Below are 18,520 nucleotides of genomic sequence, written 5' to 3'. Positions count from 1 at the left end.
TTAGAATCCCTCGGTCAGGAGAGAGTGCCAAGCCCCACAGGCCACCGCACCGCCGAAGGCGCAGGCAGCAGCCGAACGCTCAGGCAAAAGGACTGACAACCGCCCGCAGTGATGTGGGCGTTCCCTTGCTGGAGAGAGATGGCCCACCGCACCGCGTGTTGAGGCCATCCACCGAAGGAGCAAACCGCATGGCCAGCCAGGGCGCTGCGGTGAATCTCTCAGGTAAAGCGGACAGCAGGGCAAATCCCGTAGCCACCTTGTGGCTGCGGCCCTCATTTGCCCCGGAGTTCCGCCATGTCAGCCACCGCCCCCCTGCTTACCACGCCCCTGAACGCCCTGCACATCGAGCTGGGCGCCCGCATGGTGCCGTTCGCCGGCTACTCCATGCCCGTGCAATACCCCGCTGGCCTGATGGCCGAACACCAGCACACGCGCAGCGCGGCGGGCTTGTTTGACGTCTCGCACATGGGCCAGCTCAAGCTGGTCGGCTCTGACGCCGCAGCGGCGTTTGAAACCCTGATGCCGGTGGACGTGATCGACCTGCCCGTGGGCAAACAGCGCTACGGGCTGCTGCTCACCGACGAAGGCACGGTCATCGACGACCTGATGTTTTTCAACCAAGGCGTGGTGGATGGCAAGCCCACGCTGTTCGTGATCGTGAACGGTGCCTGCAAGGTGGGCGACATTGCCCATATCCAGGCGCGCATCGGCCAGCGTTGCAATGTGATCCCCATGCCCAACCACGCGCTGCTGGCGCTGCAGGGCCCGCAGGCCGTCACAGCACTTGCGCGCCTGGCGCCCGGCGTGGAAAAGCTGGTTTTCATGACGGGCGGCGATTTTTCCATTGCAGGCTGCGACTGTTTTGTGACCCGCAGCGGCTACACCGGTGAAGACGGTTTTGAAATCTCGGTGCCCGCTGCGCAGGCCGACACCCTGGCCCGCGCCCTGCTTGCTCAGCCCGAGGTCAAACCCATCGGCCTGGGCGCCCGCAACTCGCTGCGGCTCGAAGCGGGCCTGTGCCTGTATGGCAACGACATCGACACCACCACCACGCCGCCTGAAGCCGCGCTGAACTGGGCCATCCAGAAGGTGCGTCGCATGGGAGGCGCCCGCGCAGGGGGTTTCCCCGGATCAGACAAGGTGCTCGCGCAGATCGACAACCCCGCCAGCCTGCAGCGCAAGCGCGTTGGCCTCGTCGCGCTGGAGCGTGTGCCCGTGCGCGAACACACCGAATTGCAGAGCGAAGACGGCCAGAAGATTGGCGAAGTGACCAGCGGCCTGCTGGGCCCCACGGTGAACGAACCCGTGGCCATGGGCTATGTCACACCCGCCTTCGCCGCCATCGGCACGCGGGTGAACGCCATCGTGCGCGGCAAGGCCGTGCCCATGGAAGTGCGTGCCATGCCCTTTACCCCCGCGCGCTACTACCGCGGCTGACCGTCTGAAACTGCGCCAGCCCGGCTACAGTCTTGGCTGGCATCGGCACTTTTGTTTGTTTCCCCCCTTTTTTTCTGGAGCCCCCATGACCGTCAAGTTTTCCAAGGATCACGAGTGGATCGACATCTCCGACCACGAAGCCGCCACCGTGGGCATCACGGTACACGCCCAGGACGCGCTGGGCGATGTGGTGTTTGTGGACCTGCCCGAAGTCGGCAAGACCTTCACCCAAGGTGAAGTCGCCGGCGTGGTGGAGTCCGTCAAAGCCGCCGCCGACGTGTACATGCCCGTCAGCGGCGAAATCGTCGAGGTGAACGAAGCCCTGCGCGCCGACCCCTCGCTGGCCAACACCGACCCGCTGGGCGCTGGCTGGTTCTTCAAGGTCCACGTGACCGACATGATGCAATTCGACGCGCTCATGGACGAACCTGCGTACGCAGAGTTCGCCAAGAACGCCTGATCTCCGGATCTTTTGTTCCCCGAGGCCCGGCGCCCTGCCGGGCCAATGTGCCTCCTTGTTGTCCCACGCCGCCGCCGATGACCACCCTCGCCCCCCTGACCACGCTCGCAGCGCTTGAAAACGCCACCGAATTCCTGCCACGCCACATCGGCATCGATGCGGCCGATGAAGCGCACATGCTGTCGGTGATTGGCGAGGCCTCGCGCCGCGCCCTCATCGACTCCATCGTCCCGCGCTCCATTGCACGCAGCAGCGCGATGGACCTGCCCCTGCCGATCACGGAAGCGGCGGCGCTGGCCGAACTCAAGGCGATGGCATCGAAGAACCAGGTCCTGAAGAGCTTCATCGGCCAGGGCTACTACGGCACCCACACACCGGGCGTCATCCTGCGCAACATCCTGGAGAACCCCGCCTGGTACACGGCCTACACGCCGTACCAGGCCGAAATCTCGCAAGGCCGCATGGAGGCGCTGGTCAATTTTCAGACCATGGTCTGCGATCTGACCGGCATGCCGATTGCCAATGCGTCGATGCTGGACGAAGCCACGGCCGCCGCTGAGGCGATGACGCTGGCCAAGCGCTCCGTCAAGAGCAAGAGCAATGTGTTTGTGGTGGCCGGTGATGCCCACCCGCAAACCATCGAAGTGATCCAGACCCGTGCCAAGCCCCTCAATATCGAAGTGGTGCTGGCCAACTCCGCCGCCGAATGGGATGCAGCGCTGAATGGCGAGTATTTCGCCGTGCTGGCCCAGTACCCTGCCACCAGCGGCCGCATTGACGACCTGCGCGCTGATGTGGAGAAGGCGCATGCCAAACAGGCGGCCTTCATCGCAGCGGCCGACCTGCTGGCCCTCACGCTGATCACCCCGCCCGGTGAATGGGGTGCCGACATCGTCGTGGGCACCACGCAGCGCTTCGGCATGCCCATGGGCGCGGGTGGCCCGCACGCTGCCTACATGGCCTGCCGCGACGAGTTCAAGCGCAGTCTGCCCGGCCGCCTGGTGGGCGTGAGCGTGGATACACATGGCAAGCCCGCCTACCGCCTGGCCCTGCAAACGCGCGAGCAGCACATCCGCCGCGAAAAGGCCACGTCCAACATCTGCACCGCGCAGGTGTTGCCCGCCGTGATCGCCAGCATGTACGCCGTGTACCATGGCCCCGATGGGCTCAAGCGCATTGCACAGCGGGTGGCCAGCTACACCGCCATTCTGGCCAAGGGGCTCGCCCAACTGGGCGCACCGGTGCGCCCGCAGGCGTGTTTTGACACGCTGACGCTCAAAACCGATGGCGCTACTAAATCCATAGCTGCTCGCGCAGTACAGCTGGGCGCCAACCTGCGAATTTATTTCGGAAACTACCTGTGCATCTCCTTGGACGAGACCACCACGCGCGCCGACATCGAGCTGCTGTGGAAAGTCTTTGCCCAGGACGGCCAGGCGTTGCCCACGTTCGATGCTTTTGAGAAAGGCGTGGAGTTGCTGATTCCGGCCGAGCTGCGCCGCACCAGCAGCTACCTCACGCACCCGGTGTTCAACACCCACCACTCCGAAACCGGCATGCTGCGCTACATCCGCCAGCTGTCTGACAAGGACCTGGCGTTGGACCGCAGCATGATCCCGCTGGGCAGCTGCACCATGAAGCTCAATGCCACGAGCGAGATGATCCCCATCACCTGGCCCGAATTCGCCAACGTGCACCCCTTCGCACCCGCTGACCAGTTGCAAGGCTACAAGGAGCTGGACGAACAACTGCGCGCCTGGCTGTGCCAGGCCACGGGCTACGCAGGCATCAGCCTGCAGCCCAACGCCGGATCGCAAGGCGAATACGCGGGCCTGCTGGCCATCAAGGCATACCACGAGGCCCAGGGCGATAGCCACCGCAACATCTGCCTGATCCCCAGCAGCGCACACGGCACCAACCCCGCCAGCGCCCAGATGGTGGGCATGCAGGTGGTAGTGACCGCCTGCGACGCCAACGGCAACGTGGACATGGCCGACCTGCAGGCCAAGTGCGAACAGCACAGTGCCAACCTGGCCTGCATCATGATCACCTACCCCAGCACGCACGGCGTGTTCGAAACGCAGGTGAAGGAGCTGTGCGCCCTGGTGCACAGCCACGGCGGCCGGGTGTATGTGGACGGCGCCAACATGAACGCCCTGGTCGGCGTGGCCGCCCCTGGCGAGTTCGGCGGCGACGTGAGCCACCTGAATCTGCACAAGACCTTCTGCATTCCGCACGGCGGTGGCGGCCCCGGCGTAGGTCCCGTGTGTGTGGTGGCCGATCTGGTGCCCTACCTGCCTGGTCATGCTACGGCCGGTGTGGCCGGCGGCGTGGGTGCCGTGTCGGCAGCGCCTCTGGGCAATGCCGCCGTGCTGCCCATCAGCTGGATGTACTGCCGCATGATGGGCGCCGAAGGCCTGCAGGCCGCGACCGAAACCGCCATCCTCTCGGCCAACTACATCAGTGCACGCCTCAAGGATCACTACCCCACGCTGTACGCGAGTGCCAATGGCCACGTGGCGCACGAGTGCATCCTGGACCTGCGCGGCCTCAAGGACACCAGCGGCGTGATGGCTGAGGATGTCGCCAAGCGCCTGATCGACTACGGCTTCCACGCGCCCACGCTGAGCTTCCCCGTGCCCAACACGCTGATGGTGGAGCCCACCGAGAGCGAAACGCTGTTCGAGATCGACCGCTTCGTCGACGCGATGATTGCCATCCGCGAAGAGATCCGCCAGATCGAATCCGGCGCCTGGCCGCAGGACAACAACCCGCTGAAGAACGCACCCCACACGGCCGAGAGTCTGCTGGGCAGCGAATGGGCTCGCCCTTACGCCCGCGAAGCCGCCGCTTACCCGGTGGCCGCCCTGCGCCAGGCCAAGTACTGGTCTCCTGTTGGCCGCGTGGACAACGTATGGGGTGACCGCAATCTGAGCTGCAGCTGCATCCCGGTGTCTGACTACGCCTGAGACACCTGAATTGCCTGAACGCAGTGACCTCGACCACCAGCGCCTGCACTGTCTGCCAGCCGCCTGCGCTGGACGCGCTGGTCCGGTCTGAGCCTGCCCTGGCCGCTCTGTGGCAGGCCCTGCCTCGTCGTCAGTTCGGCGCAGGCACGCTGCTGCAGCCCGCGGGCGAGACCAGCACGCGCTGCTGGCAGGTGCGCAGCGGTGTGGTTCGGCTGTTCTACCTGAACGAACAAGGTACCGAACGCAACCGGTCGTTTCACGGCACCGGCAGCTGGGTGGCTGGCAACCTGCCGCCTCTGGCGCTGCCCAGCCCTTATGCCATCGAGGCCCTGGCACCCGTAGAGGCTGTGGAGCTGGCCTATGCCACCTTGCAGCAGTGGCAAAGCAGCTTTGCCCACATCGGCCCCTTGCTGGAAGAGGCCCTGGGCTATGTGTTTCAGCAGCACGCACAGCGCGAAGCCGAGTTGTTGAGCCACCCGCCCGAGGTGCGCTACCAATCTTTTCTCGCTACACACGGTGATTTGACGCCCCACCTGCCGCAGCACCATGTGGCCAGCTACCTGGGCATCTCGCCGGTATCGCTATCACGCATCCGGGCACGGCTGGGCATGCTGGAAGCGTCACGCGGCGTTTGAGAATATTCAGCGTTCCTGTGGCCACGCGCTGACCGTGCGATCCCGCCCTGGCATCACCACCTGGGGCAAATTTTCCTTGTCCATGAGGGCGTCACCTGCCACCAGCCCGTTCAGATGCAGCAGGTGCGCGGTGATGCCGTACACCTCGTCATCGGTCAGGCTCTTGGGCGCGTGCATCGGCATGCCCCGACGCACATAGTCGAACACCGTCGTGGCATAAGGCCACATCGCGCCCACCGACAACACCTGCAGCGGGTACTTGCGCACGCGCAGGGGGCGCAGCGGGTCGCTCCAGCCGATAAAACCATCTGTGCCCGCCAGCCGTGCGGCAGGCCCTTCGATGCCCTGTGCGCCGTGGCAGGCGGCACAGTGCATGGCATACAGCCGCGCGCCCTGCTCCACGCTGCCCCGGCCCGGTGGCAGATTGCGGCCGTTGGGGAAGACGGTGATGGCATAGCGATCAATGTCGGCAGGCGAGAGCGGTTGGCCTAAGCCGATGACAAGTGGCGGCGCTGCTGGTGCAGGAGCCGCAGCGGATGGCGCCTGGACCTCGCTGGCTCTGCCTGCACTCAGCAGTCCCACCACCATCGCCACGGCCACGCCCCGCCGCAGGGTGGCGCGTGCTGCGGGCAGCAACTGGCTGCACAGGTCTTCACGCATAGACGTTCTCCACGCGGCCATCGGCCTGCACGCGCCAGGCCTGCACCGCGTTGTAGTGGTTGAACGAGTGCATGGCATAGCGCCGCTTCCATTCACTGCGCAGTGGCTGTGTACGACCGTGCTCGTCGGTGGCGCGGCTCATCAGGTCGGCCTTGCGGCCGTTCCACTGCCAGGGCAGCGTGAAGCGCGTAAAGGCCCGGTCCAGTACCGGGCTGTGCAGCTGCGCCGCAGCCCAGGTGCGACCTCCGTCCACGGACACATCCACACGCGCTATGCGCCCCCGGCCCGACCAGGCCAGACCAGCGATTTCGCAAAACCCATGGGGCTCAGGCAAACGCTGCTGGCCGGAGGGGTGCGTGATCACCGACTTCACCTCCATGTGGAACGCGAAGCGCTCGATCCGTCCATCGGCCAGCACTTGCGTGTACAGACCCGACTCGTCCTTGGTGTAGGCGGGCGCGTCGGTCACTTCGAGCCGGTGCAGCCATTTCACGTTGACGTTGCCCTCCCAGCCCGGCATGAACAGGCGCATGGGGTAGCCCTGTGAAGGCCGCAGCCGCTCTCCGTTCTGGTACAGCGCCACCATGCCGTGCTCCAGCAAGGCCTTCAGGGGCAGGCTGCGGCTGTGCGATCCACCGTCGGCGCCTTCGGCCACCACCCACTGGGCACTGTCCTTCACCCCCGCTTCGTTCAGCAGATAGGCCAGCGGCACGCCCGTCCACTCCGAACACGACACCTCGCCCGCAATCTCGCCCAGCGTCTGGTCCAGAGCCGTGGGCGATAGCGCGTTGGCGGCTGAGTTGCCCGCGCATTCCAGAAAATGCACGCGGCTGACCATGGGGTAGCGCAGCAGGCGTTCCAAGTCAAAGCGCAGCGGTTTGTGCACCAGCCCATGCACCTTCAGTGTGTGGCGCTCCGGCGCAATGTCGGGCACGCCGTTGTGGTGCACGGCAAAGTGCAGGCCGCTGGGGGTGATGATGCCGCGCTGGTGCTGCAACGGCGTGCGCCACACCGGAAAGCCTGCCGCAGTGGACAAGGTCCGCTCCACCTGCGCCTCCTGTGCTGCGGGCAGGCCGTACGGCAGATCGGCCCCACCGGGGCGGGTCATCGCATCGGGCAAGCGGGCGGCCAGTGGCTGTGGCGGCGCTGCCTGCGCCACCGCCATACCCACGCCCCCCGTCGCAAGCCCCCCCAAAAAAGTCCTCCGAGCCAGTCCGCTGTGGCCGTTGAATGAACGCATCCGTCATCTCCGCAAAAACAAGCACTCGGCACCCATTGGCCGCAGCTGCAGTGTTGCCATCCGCATGCCGCTGCGCATTAACGTTGGTTAACGCGCCCACAGTGGATTGGCACCAGCCACGGCGCCACGCCCTTTACACTGGCGCGCCGCTCTCAGCCCAACCGTTGCTGACGAGCAAAATGGCGTTCTGACTTTTCCCCCCTTTCTTTTTGTTTCAAGGACTCCCCGTGCGCATTTCTTCCGCCCTTGTGCTCATTGGCCTTCTGGCTGCCCCCTTTGCCTCTGCCCAGGCCGCAGGCCCCGTCACCACGGCCAGTGGCCTGGTTTATGAATCGCTCAAGGACGGCACCGGCGATTCGCCCAAGGCCACCGACACCGTCAAGGTGCACTACAAAGGCATGTTTCTGGACGGCAAGGAGTTCGACAGCTCCTACAAGCGCGGCGAGCCGACGTCGTTCCCGCTCAACGGCGTGATCCCCTGCTGGACCGAAGGCGTGCAACGCATGAAGCCGGGTGGCAAGGCCAAGCTGACCTGCCCGCCCTCCATCGCTTACGGCGCCCGGGGAGCCGGTGGCGTGATCCCACCCAACGCCACGCTCAACTTCGAGATCGAACTCATCTCCATCGGCCGCTGACCCCATGCTGCTCAAGGTCGGTGATCTCGCGCGGCGCACCGGCCTGACGGTGCGCACGCTGCACCACTATGACGAGATCGGTTTGCTCAAGCCTTCAGGCCGGTCCGAGGCGGGCTACCGCCTCTACAGCCAGGCCGATGTGCAGCGACTGCACGGCATCCAGACCATGCGCCAGATGGGCCTGGCGCTCAGCGACATCGGGGCGCTGCTGGCGGGTGACGGCATGGCCCCCGAACGCATCATCGGGCAGCAGATCCGCTCGCTGGACCAGCAAATCGCGCAGGCCACCGAACTACGCGGACGCCTGACCATGCTGAGGGACGGCCTGATGGCCGGTGCCGAGCCAGACATGGGCAACTGGCTGGAGGCCCTGGCGCTGATGACGACCTATGGCAAGTATTTCAGCTCGGCTGAACTCAAGCACATCTTTCAGAACTGGAACCTCATTGAGGCTGACTGGCTGATCGTCAAAGACCTGGTGCGCAGCGCCATGGACCGCCAACTGGCACCCGACACACCCGAGGTGCAGGCGCTGGCCTACCGCTGGATGGCGCTCATGCTGCACTGGATGAAGGGCGATCTGGACCTGCTGGAGCGCTGGGGCCATATGTTCCGCACCGAACCCAGCACCCAGGGGCGCAACCATGCACCGCCGGGTGAAATGATCGAGTACATCGAAACGGCCATCAAGCTGCGCATGGCGCTGCTGGAAAAGTACCTGACCCGCAACGATCTGCGCACACTGGGCCATGTGCCCCATACCGACTGGGCAGCGCTGGAGCAGGACGTTCAGCAGCTTCTGGCCCGCGCCCTTCCTCCCCACCACCCCGATGCGGTGGCTGCCGCTTTGCGCTGGAACGCACTGTTCGACACACTCACGCGGCGCAGCCCCGAGTTGCGCCAAAAGCTGCTCATGGCCTCGGCCAATGAACCGCTGCTGCAGGCAGGCTCGCCCCTGAGTGCTCCCGTGCGCGCCTATCTGCAGGCAGCGCTGGCGCATGCCATGCCAGCACCTGCGGCCGCTGTGGTATCCCCACACCGCTGACAACAACACCGCCCCAAAAAGTCGGAAAAGTGCTTGACCCTCACGCAACGTGAGGCTTCACAGTCGGTCCCTATGAATGGACCGACTCACACCCCAGAATCCGCCGCCCCGGGCCGAAAGCTGCATGCCCTGGACAATCTGCGCGCCGCCATGATGTGGCTGGGCATCGTGCTGCATGTCTCGGTCATTTACATGAGCCGGCCGTCTCCCCTGCCCTGGCACGACGATTTGTCCACGTCGGTGGCCGACTTGCTGGTAGCGGTGATCCATGCGTTCCGCATGCCCCTGTTTTTTATCCTGGCCGGTTTTTTTGTGTCGGCACTGGTGCAGCACCGAGGGCTGGCGGGCATGGTGCGCAACCGGCTGCGCCGCCTGGGCCTGCCTTTTGTGGTGTTCTGGCCGCCCTTGTTGGCGGTCAGCGCCCTGCTGGGCCTGTTGTTCCTGCACCGCATGGCCCATGGCACCTGGGGCGTGGACCGCAGCCTGCTGCCCCACGGCCCCAACGTACCCAAAGGCCCGCCGACCATGCACCTGTGGTTTCTGTGGATGCTGCTGTGGCTGGCCGTGTTCACGCCTGTGGTGTGGGCTGCAGCACGTGCGCTGCCCGGCGGCGTACAAAAAGCCCTGGGGCGCTTCACCGCCTGGCTGGGCGGTTCGGCCCTGGGCATTGTGGCGCTCACACTTCCACTCGCCTGGATCGGCGCCCACTACGACCACGGAATCGTCACGCCCAGCGGTTCCTTTCTGCCTCCCTTGGCGGAATGGCTCCACAACGGGCTGTTCTACGGATTCGGGCTGTGCCTGTATACGCAGCGCATGGACTTGATGGTGCGCTACGCAAGGCACTGGCCCGTGCTGGCGGGTCTGGGGCTCGTGTGCTTCCTGATCACTGCATTCTTGTCGGAAGTGCTGGCCCAGCCTGAGGCTTTGGCCTTTGCTCTGGTCCTGGTCACCGGTGCCTTCACCGAGATCCTGGCCGAGCCCGTCTCTGCCACCCGGCACCTGCAGTTCTGGATGGCACTGGCTTACAACGCCGCGTCCTGGTTGTGGAGTTTTGCGCTGATCGGACTCTTTCTGCGCCACGTCGGACAGCCCCGTGCCTGGCTCGCCTACCTGGCCGACAGCTCGTACTGGGTGTACCTCGTGCACCTGCCGCTGACGATTGGTTTTGGCGCGCTGCTGTATGGGGTGCCGATTCCCGTCCTGGCCAAGATGGCTCTCAATGTGCTGGCCACCACGGCCCTGTGCCTGGCCAGCTACCACCTGTGCGTGCGATTCACTGCCGTGAGCCAGTGGCTCAACGGGCGCCGGCACACCCGCAAATCTTTTGGAGACCCTGTTCATGCGACCTGAAATGCCCCATCACCCTTCGCCCCCCCAACCAAAGAGCGCACCCCAAGACCCACGCGCCGCGCTGTTCAAGGACCCCAACTTTCGCTGGATGACGAGCGGCTCCTTCCTGTCCATGCTGGGCGACCAGTTCACGCTGATTGCACTGCCCTGGCTGGTGCTGCAGATGACGGGCGACACCCTGGTGCTGGGCACCGTGCTGGCCCTCATCAGCGTGCCGCGCGCACTGTTCATCCTGATCGGCGGAGCACTGGTAGACCGCCACTCGCCCAAGCAGGTGCTGATGATCACCAAATACATCAACCTGGTGCTGCTGGCCGTGCTGGCGGGGCTGGTGCTTGCAGGCACCCTGACGCTGTGGATGGTGTATGCGCTGTCGCTGGGCATTGGCCTGGCCACGGCCTTCAGCATTCCTGCCGGCACGGCCATGATGCCGCACGTGGTGGCGCGCTCGCAGTTGCAGGCCGCCAACGGCATCAGCCTGGGCCTGCGCCAGCTGACCATGTTCCTTGGGCCCCTGCTGGCAGGGCTGCTCATTGCGCTGTTTGGTGCGGGCGACGCAGTCAAAGAAGTCGCCAGTGCACCGGCTCATGCCAACGCCACCGGCATCGGCTTGGCCTTCACGCTGGATGCCCTGAGCTTTGCGGTGTCCGCCTGGACGCTGTCCAAGGTGCAGACCCATGCAGGCAACTCGGCCCCGGCTGCCGCACCCCAGGCGGTGCTGGCATCGGTGGCGCAGGGCCTGGTTCACTTCTGGCGCGATGGAGAACTGCGCACCTGCTTTCTCTACTGGAGCGCCATCGCCCTGTTCATCATGGGCCCCATCCACATCGCCATCCCCGTGCTGGCCAGCAGCACGCCAGCGCTGGGCGCGGCAGCGTTCGGCACCATGGTGGGCGCCCATGGCGCGGGCACGCTCCTGGGCATGGTGGTGTCGGGCATGTTGCCGAAGCTGCGTTTTGGCAGCCTGGGCATGACCATCCTGGCGTTCGACGCCATCATCGGTGTACTGTTCATGCCTCTGGGGCTGATCACGGCCGTGTGGCAGGGCGCAACGCTGATGCTGGTCATCGGCCTGCTCGGCGGCTTCATGCAGGTGAGCGTGTTCACCTGGATCCAGCAACGTGTGCCGCCGGCCCTGATTGGCCGGGCGATGAGCCTGTTCATGTTTATCTTCATGGGCCTGGCCCCCATCTCCGCAGCCGTCACGGGCTGGGTGATGAAAAGCATCACGCTGACCCAGCTGTTTGCGGCCAGCGGAGGTACGCTGGTGGTGCTGGCCGCGCTGGCTTTTGTACTGACGCCCATGCGCCGCGTGACGGATGCAGCACCCGCCACACGCTGAGGCTCCCCACGCAAAAAAGGCTGGACCACTGTCCAGCCTTTTTTGTGCCTTAGGAGGAGATCCTCAGACTTCAGTCACGAACTGCTCGCGGGGGCGGCGCACCTTCTTCAGGTTCACCAGCCAGTCGCCTTCATCGGCGCGGTAACCCAGCGGCAGGATCGACACGCTGCGCAGGCCACGTGCCCGCAGGCCCAGGATCTCATCGAGCGCGTTGGGGTCAAAACCTTCCATGGGGGTGGAGTCCACCTCTTCAAACGCAGCGGCGATCAGTGCGGCACTCATGCCAATGTAGGCTTGGCGGGCTGCGTGCTGGAAGTTCACCTCGGCATCGCGCTGGGGGTAGCTGTTCAGCAGCATCTGGCGGTAGTTTTCCCAGCCTTCGTTCTTGAAGCCACGCTGGTCATTGGTCAGATCGAACATCATGTTGATGCGGTCGGCCGTGTAGTTGTCCCATGCAGCAAATACCAGCAGGTGCGAGCCGTCGGTGATCTGGGCCTGGTTCCAGGCGATGGGCTGGATCTTGGCGCGCACAGCGGGATCGGTCACCACGATGATTTCAAAGGGCTGCAGGCCACTGGAGGTGGGCGCCAGGCGCGCGGCTTCGAGAATGCGCTCCACCTTCTCCTGCGGAACCGCCTTGGCGGGGTTCATCTTCTTGGCGGCATAGCGCCATTGCAGTTTGTTCAGCAGGGGTTGGGCAAGGGAGGTGTCGTCGATGGGGTTCATGGCAAAAATTCCTGACAGTCAGTAGCGATCGGGTTGGATCTAAAAAAATGCGGGATGGTGGAACTGTAGGGATCCGAATCTCCTTCGGTAAGCCCCGTGAGAGAAAAGGATTGTTCGCAATTGATCAACAATCGCCCCTTGAAAGAGGCGCTGAAGCCGTTCACCCCGGTCTCTGCGTGTACGAGCCCCCGGGGCCTGCAGGATCCGCAGGCTTGCGGGCGTACACTCGTGGCCATGCTTTCTGGCCCACAGCATTGCGCAGCGCGCGCACTTTCCTCGCGCCAAAACCCCTGGCCGCGCCCCTCCCATGAGTGAACCCGACCTGTCGTTTCTGGACCCTGCGGGGCGGCAGCCCGCTCCCACAGGTCACGCGCCCGGGACTCCCACCCCGCGTGCCACGCCCCCCAGCACAGGAGCCGAGGGCCTGGTGGCTGAGCTGCGCGCCTACCAGGCAGAGCTGGAGAGCCAGAACAAGGTCCTGCGCTACAGCCAGACCGTGGCGGAAAGCGCCTACGAACGCTTCGAGACCCTGTTTGCCAGCGTGCCGCTGGCCCTCATGGTGGTGGACGAACACGACATGGTGGTGCAGGCCAACTCGATGGCGCACCGCTCGTTCCAGCCCACCGAACGCGACCGCCCGCTCACGGCGCTGATGCCCTTTGTGCGCCCGCAGGACGCCCGGCGCGTGCGCGAGGCCTTCGCGCTGGCGCAGGACCTGGGCCGCAGCGAGGTCAAGGAGGTCGTTTTTTCCATCAATGCAGATACGCCCATCACGGGCGACCTGCACATCGCGCACATTGAGGCCCCGCAAAGCAGTGGTCCACCCCTGTCGCAGTTTCTGTGTGCAGTGATCGATCAAGGCCCGCTGCTGGCCGAGCGCCAGGCGCTGCAGCACAGCGCCATTACCCTGCAGCAGCGCAACGAACAGATCCGCGCCAGTGAGAAGCGGCTGGAGGCCATCATCAACTCCGCGCTGGACGCCATCATCTGCGTGGACAAGCACCAGCGCATCACCGTGTTCAACCCTACGGCGGCAGCGCTGTTCCAGTGCAGCGCCAGCGACGCGCTGGGCAGTACGCTGGACCGCTTTTTGCCCGACGCGGCGCAGGCCCTGGCGTTTGCCCAGCTCACCACCCAGGCCTTGCTGGGTGAAATGACGGCGCTGACCGCCAGCGGCAAGGAACTGGCGGTAGAGGTGAGCGTGTCGTTCGAGCGCCATGCCGAAGGCGAAACCACCACCGTGTTCGCCCGCGACCTGACCGGCCGCAAGAAGGCCGAGGCGCACCGCAGCGAGCTGGAAGCCCAACTGCGCGAGTCGCACAAGATGCAGGCCGTGGGCACCATGGCGGGCGGCATTGCGCACGACTTCAACAACATCCTGGGCGCCATCCTGGGCAATGTCGAGCTGGCCAAGGCCGACTGCGCACCGGGTTCACCAGTGCTGGAAAGCCTGATGGAGATCGACAAGGCCGGCCGCCGCGCGCGCGACCTGGTGCGCCAGATCCTCACTTTCAGCCGCAACGAGCCACCGCAGCGCTCCGCAGTGTCGTTGGCCGAAGTGGTGCACGACACCGAACGCCTGCTGCGCGTCACCCTGCCCCCCGCCATCGAGCTGCACATGCAGTTGCAAGCAGGCCTGCCCCCCGTGCTGGCCGATGCCACGCAGGTCGAGCAGGCCCTGCTCAACCTGTGCACCAATGCGGTCCACGCCATCCAGAGCCAAGGCACCGAGCGCGGCAGCATCCATGTGGAAGCCGCTGCCGTGCAGCCCGACCAGCGCCTGAGCGAACGGCTGGGCCTGGCCCCCGTGGACTATGTCGCACTGACCGTGCGCGACAGTGGCCCCGGCATGGACGCTGCCACGCTGGAACGCATCTTCGAGCCCTTCTTCACCACCAAACCCGTGGGCCAGGGCACGGGCCTCGGCCTGGCGGTGGTGCACGGCGTGATGCGCACACATGAAGGCGGCGTGGACGTGCACAGTGCCCCCGGCCAGGGCAGCCGGTTCACGTTGTACTTTCCGGTCGCCCACAGCGCGGCGCAAAGCACCCTGGATGCGCAGCCCACTCAAGCGGTGCAGGCCGCACCAGCATCCTCCGCACCCTCGACGCCTCCCGCCACCGATACCCCCGGCAGCGCACCGCGCAAGAAGCACCACGTGATGTACGTGGACGATGACCAGGCCCTGGTGTTTCTGGTGCAGCGCCTGCTGCGCCGCCGGGGCTATGAGGTCAGCGGCTACACCGACCCGCACGAGGCCACGGCCGCGCTGCGCGCTGCCCCGCAGGCCTTTGACCTGCTGGTCACCGACTACAACATGCCCGGCTTCTGTGGAGTGGACCTCGTGCGCGAAGCCCGCCTGATCCGCCCCGACCTGCCCGTGGCCCTGGCCTCGGGCTACGTCACGGCCGAAATCGAACAGGCTGCGCTGGCCGAAGGCGCACAGGCATTGATCCACAAGCCCAACGACGTGGAAGAGCTTTGCGCCACCGTGCAGCGCCTGGTGGGCGGCGACAGCCATGCCGCAGGCTGAAACCAGCGCGCTGGCTGCGGACACTGCCGGCCTCCCCGCCCCGGTGGCACTGCATGAGGATGCGGACCTGCTCGTGCTCTGCAAGCCCTCAGGCCTGCTGTGCGTACCAGGGCGCGGCCCCGACAAGCAAGACTGCCTGAGTGCCCGCGCTCAGCAGCACTGGCCCGGCGCACTCATCGTGCACCGGCTGGACCAGGCCACCTCAGGCCTGGTGCTGATGGCCCGGCATGCCGAGGCACAACGGCGCCTGAGCCTGGCGTTCGAACAGCGGCAGATTCACAAGCGCTACGTCGCAATCGTGCAAGGCCTGGTGGCCGAACCGACCGGCTCCTGGGCAGACATCCATCTGCCCATCGCTGCCGACTGGGAGCGACGCCCCCTGCGCGTGATTGATGCAGAGCACGGCAAGCCCAGCCACACCCGCTGGCACCCCCTGGACCACAACACGGCGGCAGGAACCACGCGGGTCGAGCTCGAACCCGTCACTGGCCGCACGCACCAACTGCGCGTGCATCTGGCCGCCCTGGGCCACCCGATCCTGGGAGACGCGCTGTACGCCAATGCCGCCACCCAGGCCCAGGCGTCACGCCTGCTGCTGCATGCCGGGGAACTGGCCTTGGCCCACCCCACCACGGGGCAGGCCATGCGGTGGGAGCTGGCAGCTGATTTTTGAAGTTATCTGCCACCCAGCGCTTGACGGGTGTCATTTATAGCTATATTTTTAATAGCAAGCCATGCTCAATGACTGGGCAGCAGGGCCGTCACCGAATGGCTCAATTGTTCCTGCCAGGGCAAAGCGTCCACCACCGTGGACAGCAGTTCCAGGTTCTTGTGCCACCCGGTGTCGTTGCCCGTGGAATACACCAGCATCACGTTGCTGCGGGGCTGGCCCAGCCGTGCCCAGGCAAAGGGCCGTTGCGCTGTCCAGAGACTGATGTGCCAGTCCCAGCCAATGGAAACCACGGGGCAGGACGCGCTCACCCATTCGGTATAGCCGCTGATGGTGGTTTCGCAGCCGCACACGGCGGTGCGCGGCACCACCAGGTCCAGGTCTACCGCCGACATCAGATGGTGGATGGGCAGGGACAGCAACTCGTCAATCGACAGGCGCAGCAGGCCATCCGGCGACACCTGCATGGCGTTCACGCCCGCTCCCCACAGGCCGCCCAGGTTGCAGCCCATCCCAGCTTGGTGCGGTCTGGCTGTGCGCAAGGGCCTACAGCGCCCCCGGGCCGCTGCATCAGCCCAGCAGCCCCAGCATGGCGGCACGCACGGTGGCAGCCGTCTTGTTGGTGGTTTGCAGTTTGGTCACGGCATTCTTGACGTGGAAGTTCACGGTGTTTTCCGACACATCCAGCAGCGAGGAGATGTCGGCAGAGGTCTTGCCGTCGGCGGTCCATTTGAGCACCTCGATTTCTCTGGCCGTCAGATGCGGCTGCATCTCTTCGGCCTGGCGTGTCGTAAAGATGCGCGACAGGATCAGGTGCGCAATGTGCGCCAGCCAGCGCATCTTCATCTCGCTGTGGGCAATCTCGTCGGGTGTCAGGGCATCGGACGAACGCGCCAGCGTCAGCATGCCGCGCACCCCGCCCCCATCAATGCACGATTGCGCCCATCCAAAGCGCAGGCCAAACGATCGCGCGTCCTCCCAGAAATCCTGGGCTGATGCAAACACGTCGTCCGACCAGACCAGCGGGGTCTGCTTGCGGCACCCATGCTGCACCGTGGGGTCCACCTGCACATAGCCCTGCTGCACATACCGCTCCTGCCAGGCCGGCGGGTAGTTGTTCAAGAAAATGGTCTTTGGGTTGGACAGGGGCATGGGTACCCGCAGGCCATAGGCGCAGTACTCAAACCCCAAGGCGTGCGCAGCAAGCTCGATTTTGCAAAAAACCTCTTGCTCAGACTGCGCGCGGTCCATCACCCCCAAAAGATCTTCTTGCCAGCTTGTCATAGGACTCCAACACCGAGCACCACCCCACAGAGACTGACCATCCGCATGCGAATTACGCACCATCAACCGCCGTTACGTTTTTCCACATTCTGGCGGCATTGAAGCCCTTTGGCGAGTTGATTTTGAGAGGGACGGGGTCAGGCAACACCTACCAGAGTTGGTAGTTACAAATATTTTCGGGTGATTTTCTAATGGGGAAAACTCATGAGGGAATCTCCGATGCGCATCACCTCTGGCTGCTCTGCGGAACTGCGTCCACCACTGATGACCCGCATGGCCCGGTACCGGCACCGCGTTTTTGTGGAAAAACTGGGCTGGCAGCTGCACTGCCGCGATGCCCTGGAGCTGGACCAGTTCGACCGGGACGACACCGTCTACGTCATCGCCCAGAACGAAGACGGCGAGGTCATCGGCACCGCCCGGCTTCTACCCACCACCCGCCCCTACCTGCTGGCCGAGGTGTTTCCGCAACTGCTCAACGGTGCCCCGGCCCCCGACGCGCCGGAGGTGTGGGAGCTGTCCCGCTTTGCATCCATGGATTTTTCAGGTCCCACGGGCTCTGCGCTCGACCAGTTCTCCTCGCCCATCACCACCGGCCTGCTGCAGGCGGCCAGCCGGTGCGCCATGGCACACGGGGCCCAGCGCATGGTCACTGTCTCGCCACTGGGGGTGGAGCGCCTACTGCGCCGCACGGGTTTTGAATCGCATCGCCTGGGCCCGCCCACCGTGGTCCAGGGCCATCCGCTTTTTGCCTGCTCCATTCGGTGCAAGTGACAACACGAACCCGCCTGCTGACACGCTCGCCGCCCACAGCCTTTGCCTGACATGACCATGCCGCAGCCTTCTTCGCTCCAGCACCCGGCCCATGGCCCGACCCCTGCGGCTGCGGCTGGTTCTCCAAGCCTGACGCCCCACGGCCTGCGGGTGGTGATCCCGCATGCCGGACGGGTCACAGGCCCCCTGCGCGAGGACCTGCTGCAGCAGCGCCCCGTCACCCTCTGGCTCACCGGCCTGAGCGGCGCGGGCAAGTCCACCCTGGCCTATGCGCTGGAGGAAGAACTGCATGGGCTCGGGTTTGCGAGTTTTGTGCTGGACGGCGACAACCTGCGGCACCGGCTCAACCGCGACCTCGGTTTCAGCGCCGCCGAGCGCTCGGAAAACATTCGGCGCGTGGCCGAAGTCGCCGCCCTCATGAACGACGCCGGGCTGATGGTGTTCACCGCACTCATCTCCCCCCAGCGCAGCGACCGTGCCATGGCCCGTGCGCTCATCGGAGAACACCGCTTTCTGGAGGTGCATGTGAGCACCCCACTCAACGTGTGCGAGGGCCGCGACCCCAAAGGCCTGTACACCCTGGCGCGAGCGGGGCACATCCCACAGTTCACAGGGGTTTCCGCCCCCTACGAGGCACCCGAATCGCCTGATTTCAGCATCGACACCGCCCACCTGAGCCTGCCCGATGCCTGCGCGCAGGTGCTCGCGCTCCTGCGTCAGCGCGGGTACATCCGCTAGGGCTGTCTTTTTTGCACGT

At 65.2% G+C, this 18,520-nt stretch carries 17 protein-coding genes and 2 riboswitches; of the genes, 12 read left to right on the top strand and 5 right to left on the bottom strand.

What is annotated here, in order from left to right; genetic code table 11:
* The first annotated feature begins 5 nt into the window (after positions 1-5).
* Positions 6-105, top strand: a riboswitch (glycine riboswitch).
* A gap of 13 nt (positions 106-118) precedes the next feature.
* A riboswitch (glycine riboswitch) is annotated at positions 119-245 on the top strand.
* Positions 246-294: 49 nt separating this feature from the next.
* The 4 genes from gcvT (at position 295) to ACODS0_RS21220 (ending at position 5,501) form a co-directional block, all read left to right on the top strand.
* On the top strand, positions 295-1,437 hold the full coding sequence (gcvT, locus tag ACODS0_RS21235; RefSeq protein ID WP_488837011.1) for a glycine cleavage system aminomethyltransferase GcvT: 1,143 nt from the start codon (positions 295-297) through the stop codon (positions 1,435-1,437).
* 85 nt (positions 1,438-1,522) lie between these two features.
* Positions 1,523-1,897, top strand: coding sequence for a glycine cleavage system protein GcvH (gene gcvH / locus ACODS0_RS21230; protein WP_055397402.1), 375 nt, complete (start codon positions 1,523-1,525; stop codon positions 1,895-1,897).
* 77 nt (positions 1,898-1,974) lie between these two features.
* Positions 1,975-4,866, top strand: coding sequence for an aminomethyl-transferring glycine dehydrogenase (gene gcvP / locus ACODS0_RS21225; protein ID WP_488837009.1), 2,892 nt, complete (start codon positions 1,975-1,977; stop codon positions 4,864-4,866).
* 23 nt (positions 4,867-4,889) lie between these two features.
* Positions 4,890-5,501, top strand: a complete 612-nt coding sequence (locus ACODS0_RS21220) for a Crp/Fnr family transcriptional regulator (protein ID WP_488837007.1) — start codon at positions 4,890-4,892, stop codon at positions 5,499-5,501.
* A gap of 6 nt (positions 5,502-5,507) precedes the next feature.
* Here ACODS0_RS21220 and ACODS0_RS21215 read toward each other — a convergent pair whose 3' ends face one another.
* Positions 5,508-6,161, bottom strand: a complete 654-nt coding sequence (locus tag ACODS0_RS21215; protein WP_488837005.1) for a c-type cytochrome — start codon at positions 6,159-6,161, stop codon at positions 5,508-5,510.
* Entirely contained in the window at positions 6,154-7,401 is a 1,248-nt protein-coding gene (gene soxC, locus ACODS0_RS21210; protein ID WP_488837003.1) for a sulfite dehydrogenase, read from the bottom strand. Before soxC ends, ACODS0_RS21215 begins: the two co-directional genes overlap by 8 nt.
* A 233-nt stretch (positions 7,402-7,634) precedes the next feature.
* Between soxC and ACODS0_RS21205 the strand changes: the two genes are divergently transcribed.
* From ACODS0_RS21205 to ACODS0_RS21190, 4 genes are all read left to right on the top strand, one after another.
* Positions 7,635-8,036, top strand: coding sequence for an FKBP-type peptidyl-prolyl cis-trans isomerase (locus ACODS0_RS21205; protein WP_369801340.1), 402 nt, complete (start codon positions 7,635-7,637; stop codon positions 8,034-8,036).
* 4 nt (positions 8,037-8,040) lie between these two features.
* Positions 8,041-9,081: a MerR family transcriptional regulator gene (locus tag ACODS0_RS21200; protein ID WP_176885804.1), complete on the top strand. Its 1,041-nt coding sequence runs from the start codon at positions 8,041-8,043 to the stop codon at positions 9,079-9,081.
* A 72-nt stretch (positions 9,082-9,153) separates the two neighbouring features.
* The gene (locus ACODS0_RS21195; protein WP_488837000.1) at positions 9,154-10,434 is read left to right on the top strand and encodes an acyltransferase family protein; all 1,281 of its coding nucleotides are present in this window, start codon (positions 9,154-9,156) and stop codon (positions 10,432-10,434) included.
* Complete coding sequence (locus ACODS0_RS21190; RefSeq protein ID WP_488836998.1) at positions 10,424-11,776, top strand: MFS transporter; 1,353 nt, start codon at positions 10,424-10,426, stop codon at positions 11,774-11,776. The genes ACODS0_RS21195 and ACODS0_RS21190 overlap by 11 nt, the downstream gene beginning before the upstream one ends.
* Positions 11,777-11,839: 63 nt before the next feature.
* On the opposite strand, the gene ACODS0_RS21185 is transcribed toward ACODS0_RS21190, so the two are convergent.
* On the bottom strand, positions 11,840-12,502 hold the full coding sequence (locus tag ACODS0_RS21185; protein ID WP_121506582.1) for an NAD(P)H-dependent oxidoreductase: 663 nt from the start codon (positions 12,500-12,502) through the stop codon (positions 11,840-11,842).
* A gap of 307 nt (positions 12,503-12,809) precedes the next feature.
* On the opposite strand from ACODS0_RS21185, the gene ACODS0_RS21180 reads away from it, so the two are divergent.
* Positions 12,810-15,035, top strand: coding sequence for a PAS domain-containing hybrid sensor histidine kinase/response regulator (locus tag ACODS0_RS21180; RefSeq protein ID WP_488836996.1), 2,226 nt, complete (start codon positions 12,810-12,812; stop codon positions 15,033-15,035).
* Positions 15,022-15,708, top strand: a complete 687-nt coding sequence (locus ACODS0_RS21175) for an RluA family pseudouridine synthase (RefSeq protein WP_488836994.1) — start codon at positions 15,022-15,024, stop codon at positions 15,706-15,708. Before ACODS0_RS21180 ends, ACODS0_RS21175 begins: the two co-directional genes overlap by 14 nt.
* A 65-nt stretch (positions 15,709-15,773) precedes the next feature.
* Here the strand turns inward: ACODS0_RS21175 and ACODS0_RS21170 are convergent, their stop codons facing one another.
* Together ACODS0_RS21170 and ACODS0_RS21165 are read right to left on the bottom strand one after the other, a co-directional pair.
* On the bottom strand, positions 15,774-16,217 hold the full coding sequence (locus ACODS0_RS21170; RefSeq protein WP_488836992.1) for a DUF4902 domain-containing protein: 444 nt from the start codon (positions 16,215-16,217) through the stop codon (positions 15,774-15,776).
* 58 nt (positions 16,218-16,275) lie between these two features.
* A complete protein-coding gene (locus tag ACODS0_RS21165; RefSeq protein ID WP_121506585.1) occupies positions 16,276-16,956 on the bottom strand; it encodes an autoinducer binding domain-containing protein in 681 nt (226 codons plus the stop codon).
* Between the two features lie 252 nt (positions 16,957-17,208).
* On the opposite strand from ACODS0_RS21165, the gene ACODS0_RS21160 reads away from it, so the two are divergent.
* Both ACODS0_RS21160 and cysC read left to right on the top strand, forming a co-directional pair.
* The gene (locus ACODS0_RS21160) at positions 17,209-17,763 is read left to right on the top strand and encodes an acyl-homoserine-lactone synthase (protein WP_055397429.1); all 555 of its coding nucleotides are present in this window, start codon (positions 17,209-17,211) and stop codon (positions 17,761-17,763) included.
* Positions 17,764-17,820: 57 nt separating this feature from the next.
* A complete protein-coding gene (gene cysC, locus ACODS0_RS21155; protein ID WP_488836989.1) occupies positions 17,821-18,501 on the top strand; it encodes an adenylyl-sulfate kinase in 681 nt (226 codons plus the stop codon).
* Positions 18,502-18,520 lie beyond the last annotated feature (19 nt).

Source organism: Acidovorax sp. FG60 (assembly GCF_057808995.1).
Note: the sequence above shows the minus strand (reverse complement) of the source record. Positions and strands in the feature narration are given on the sequence as shown.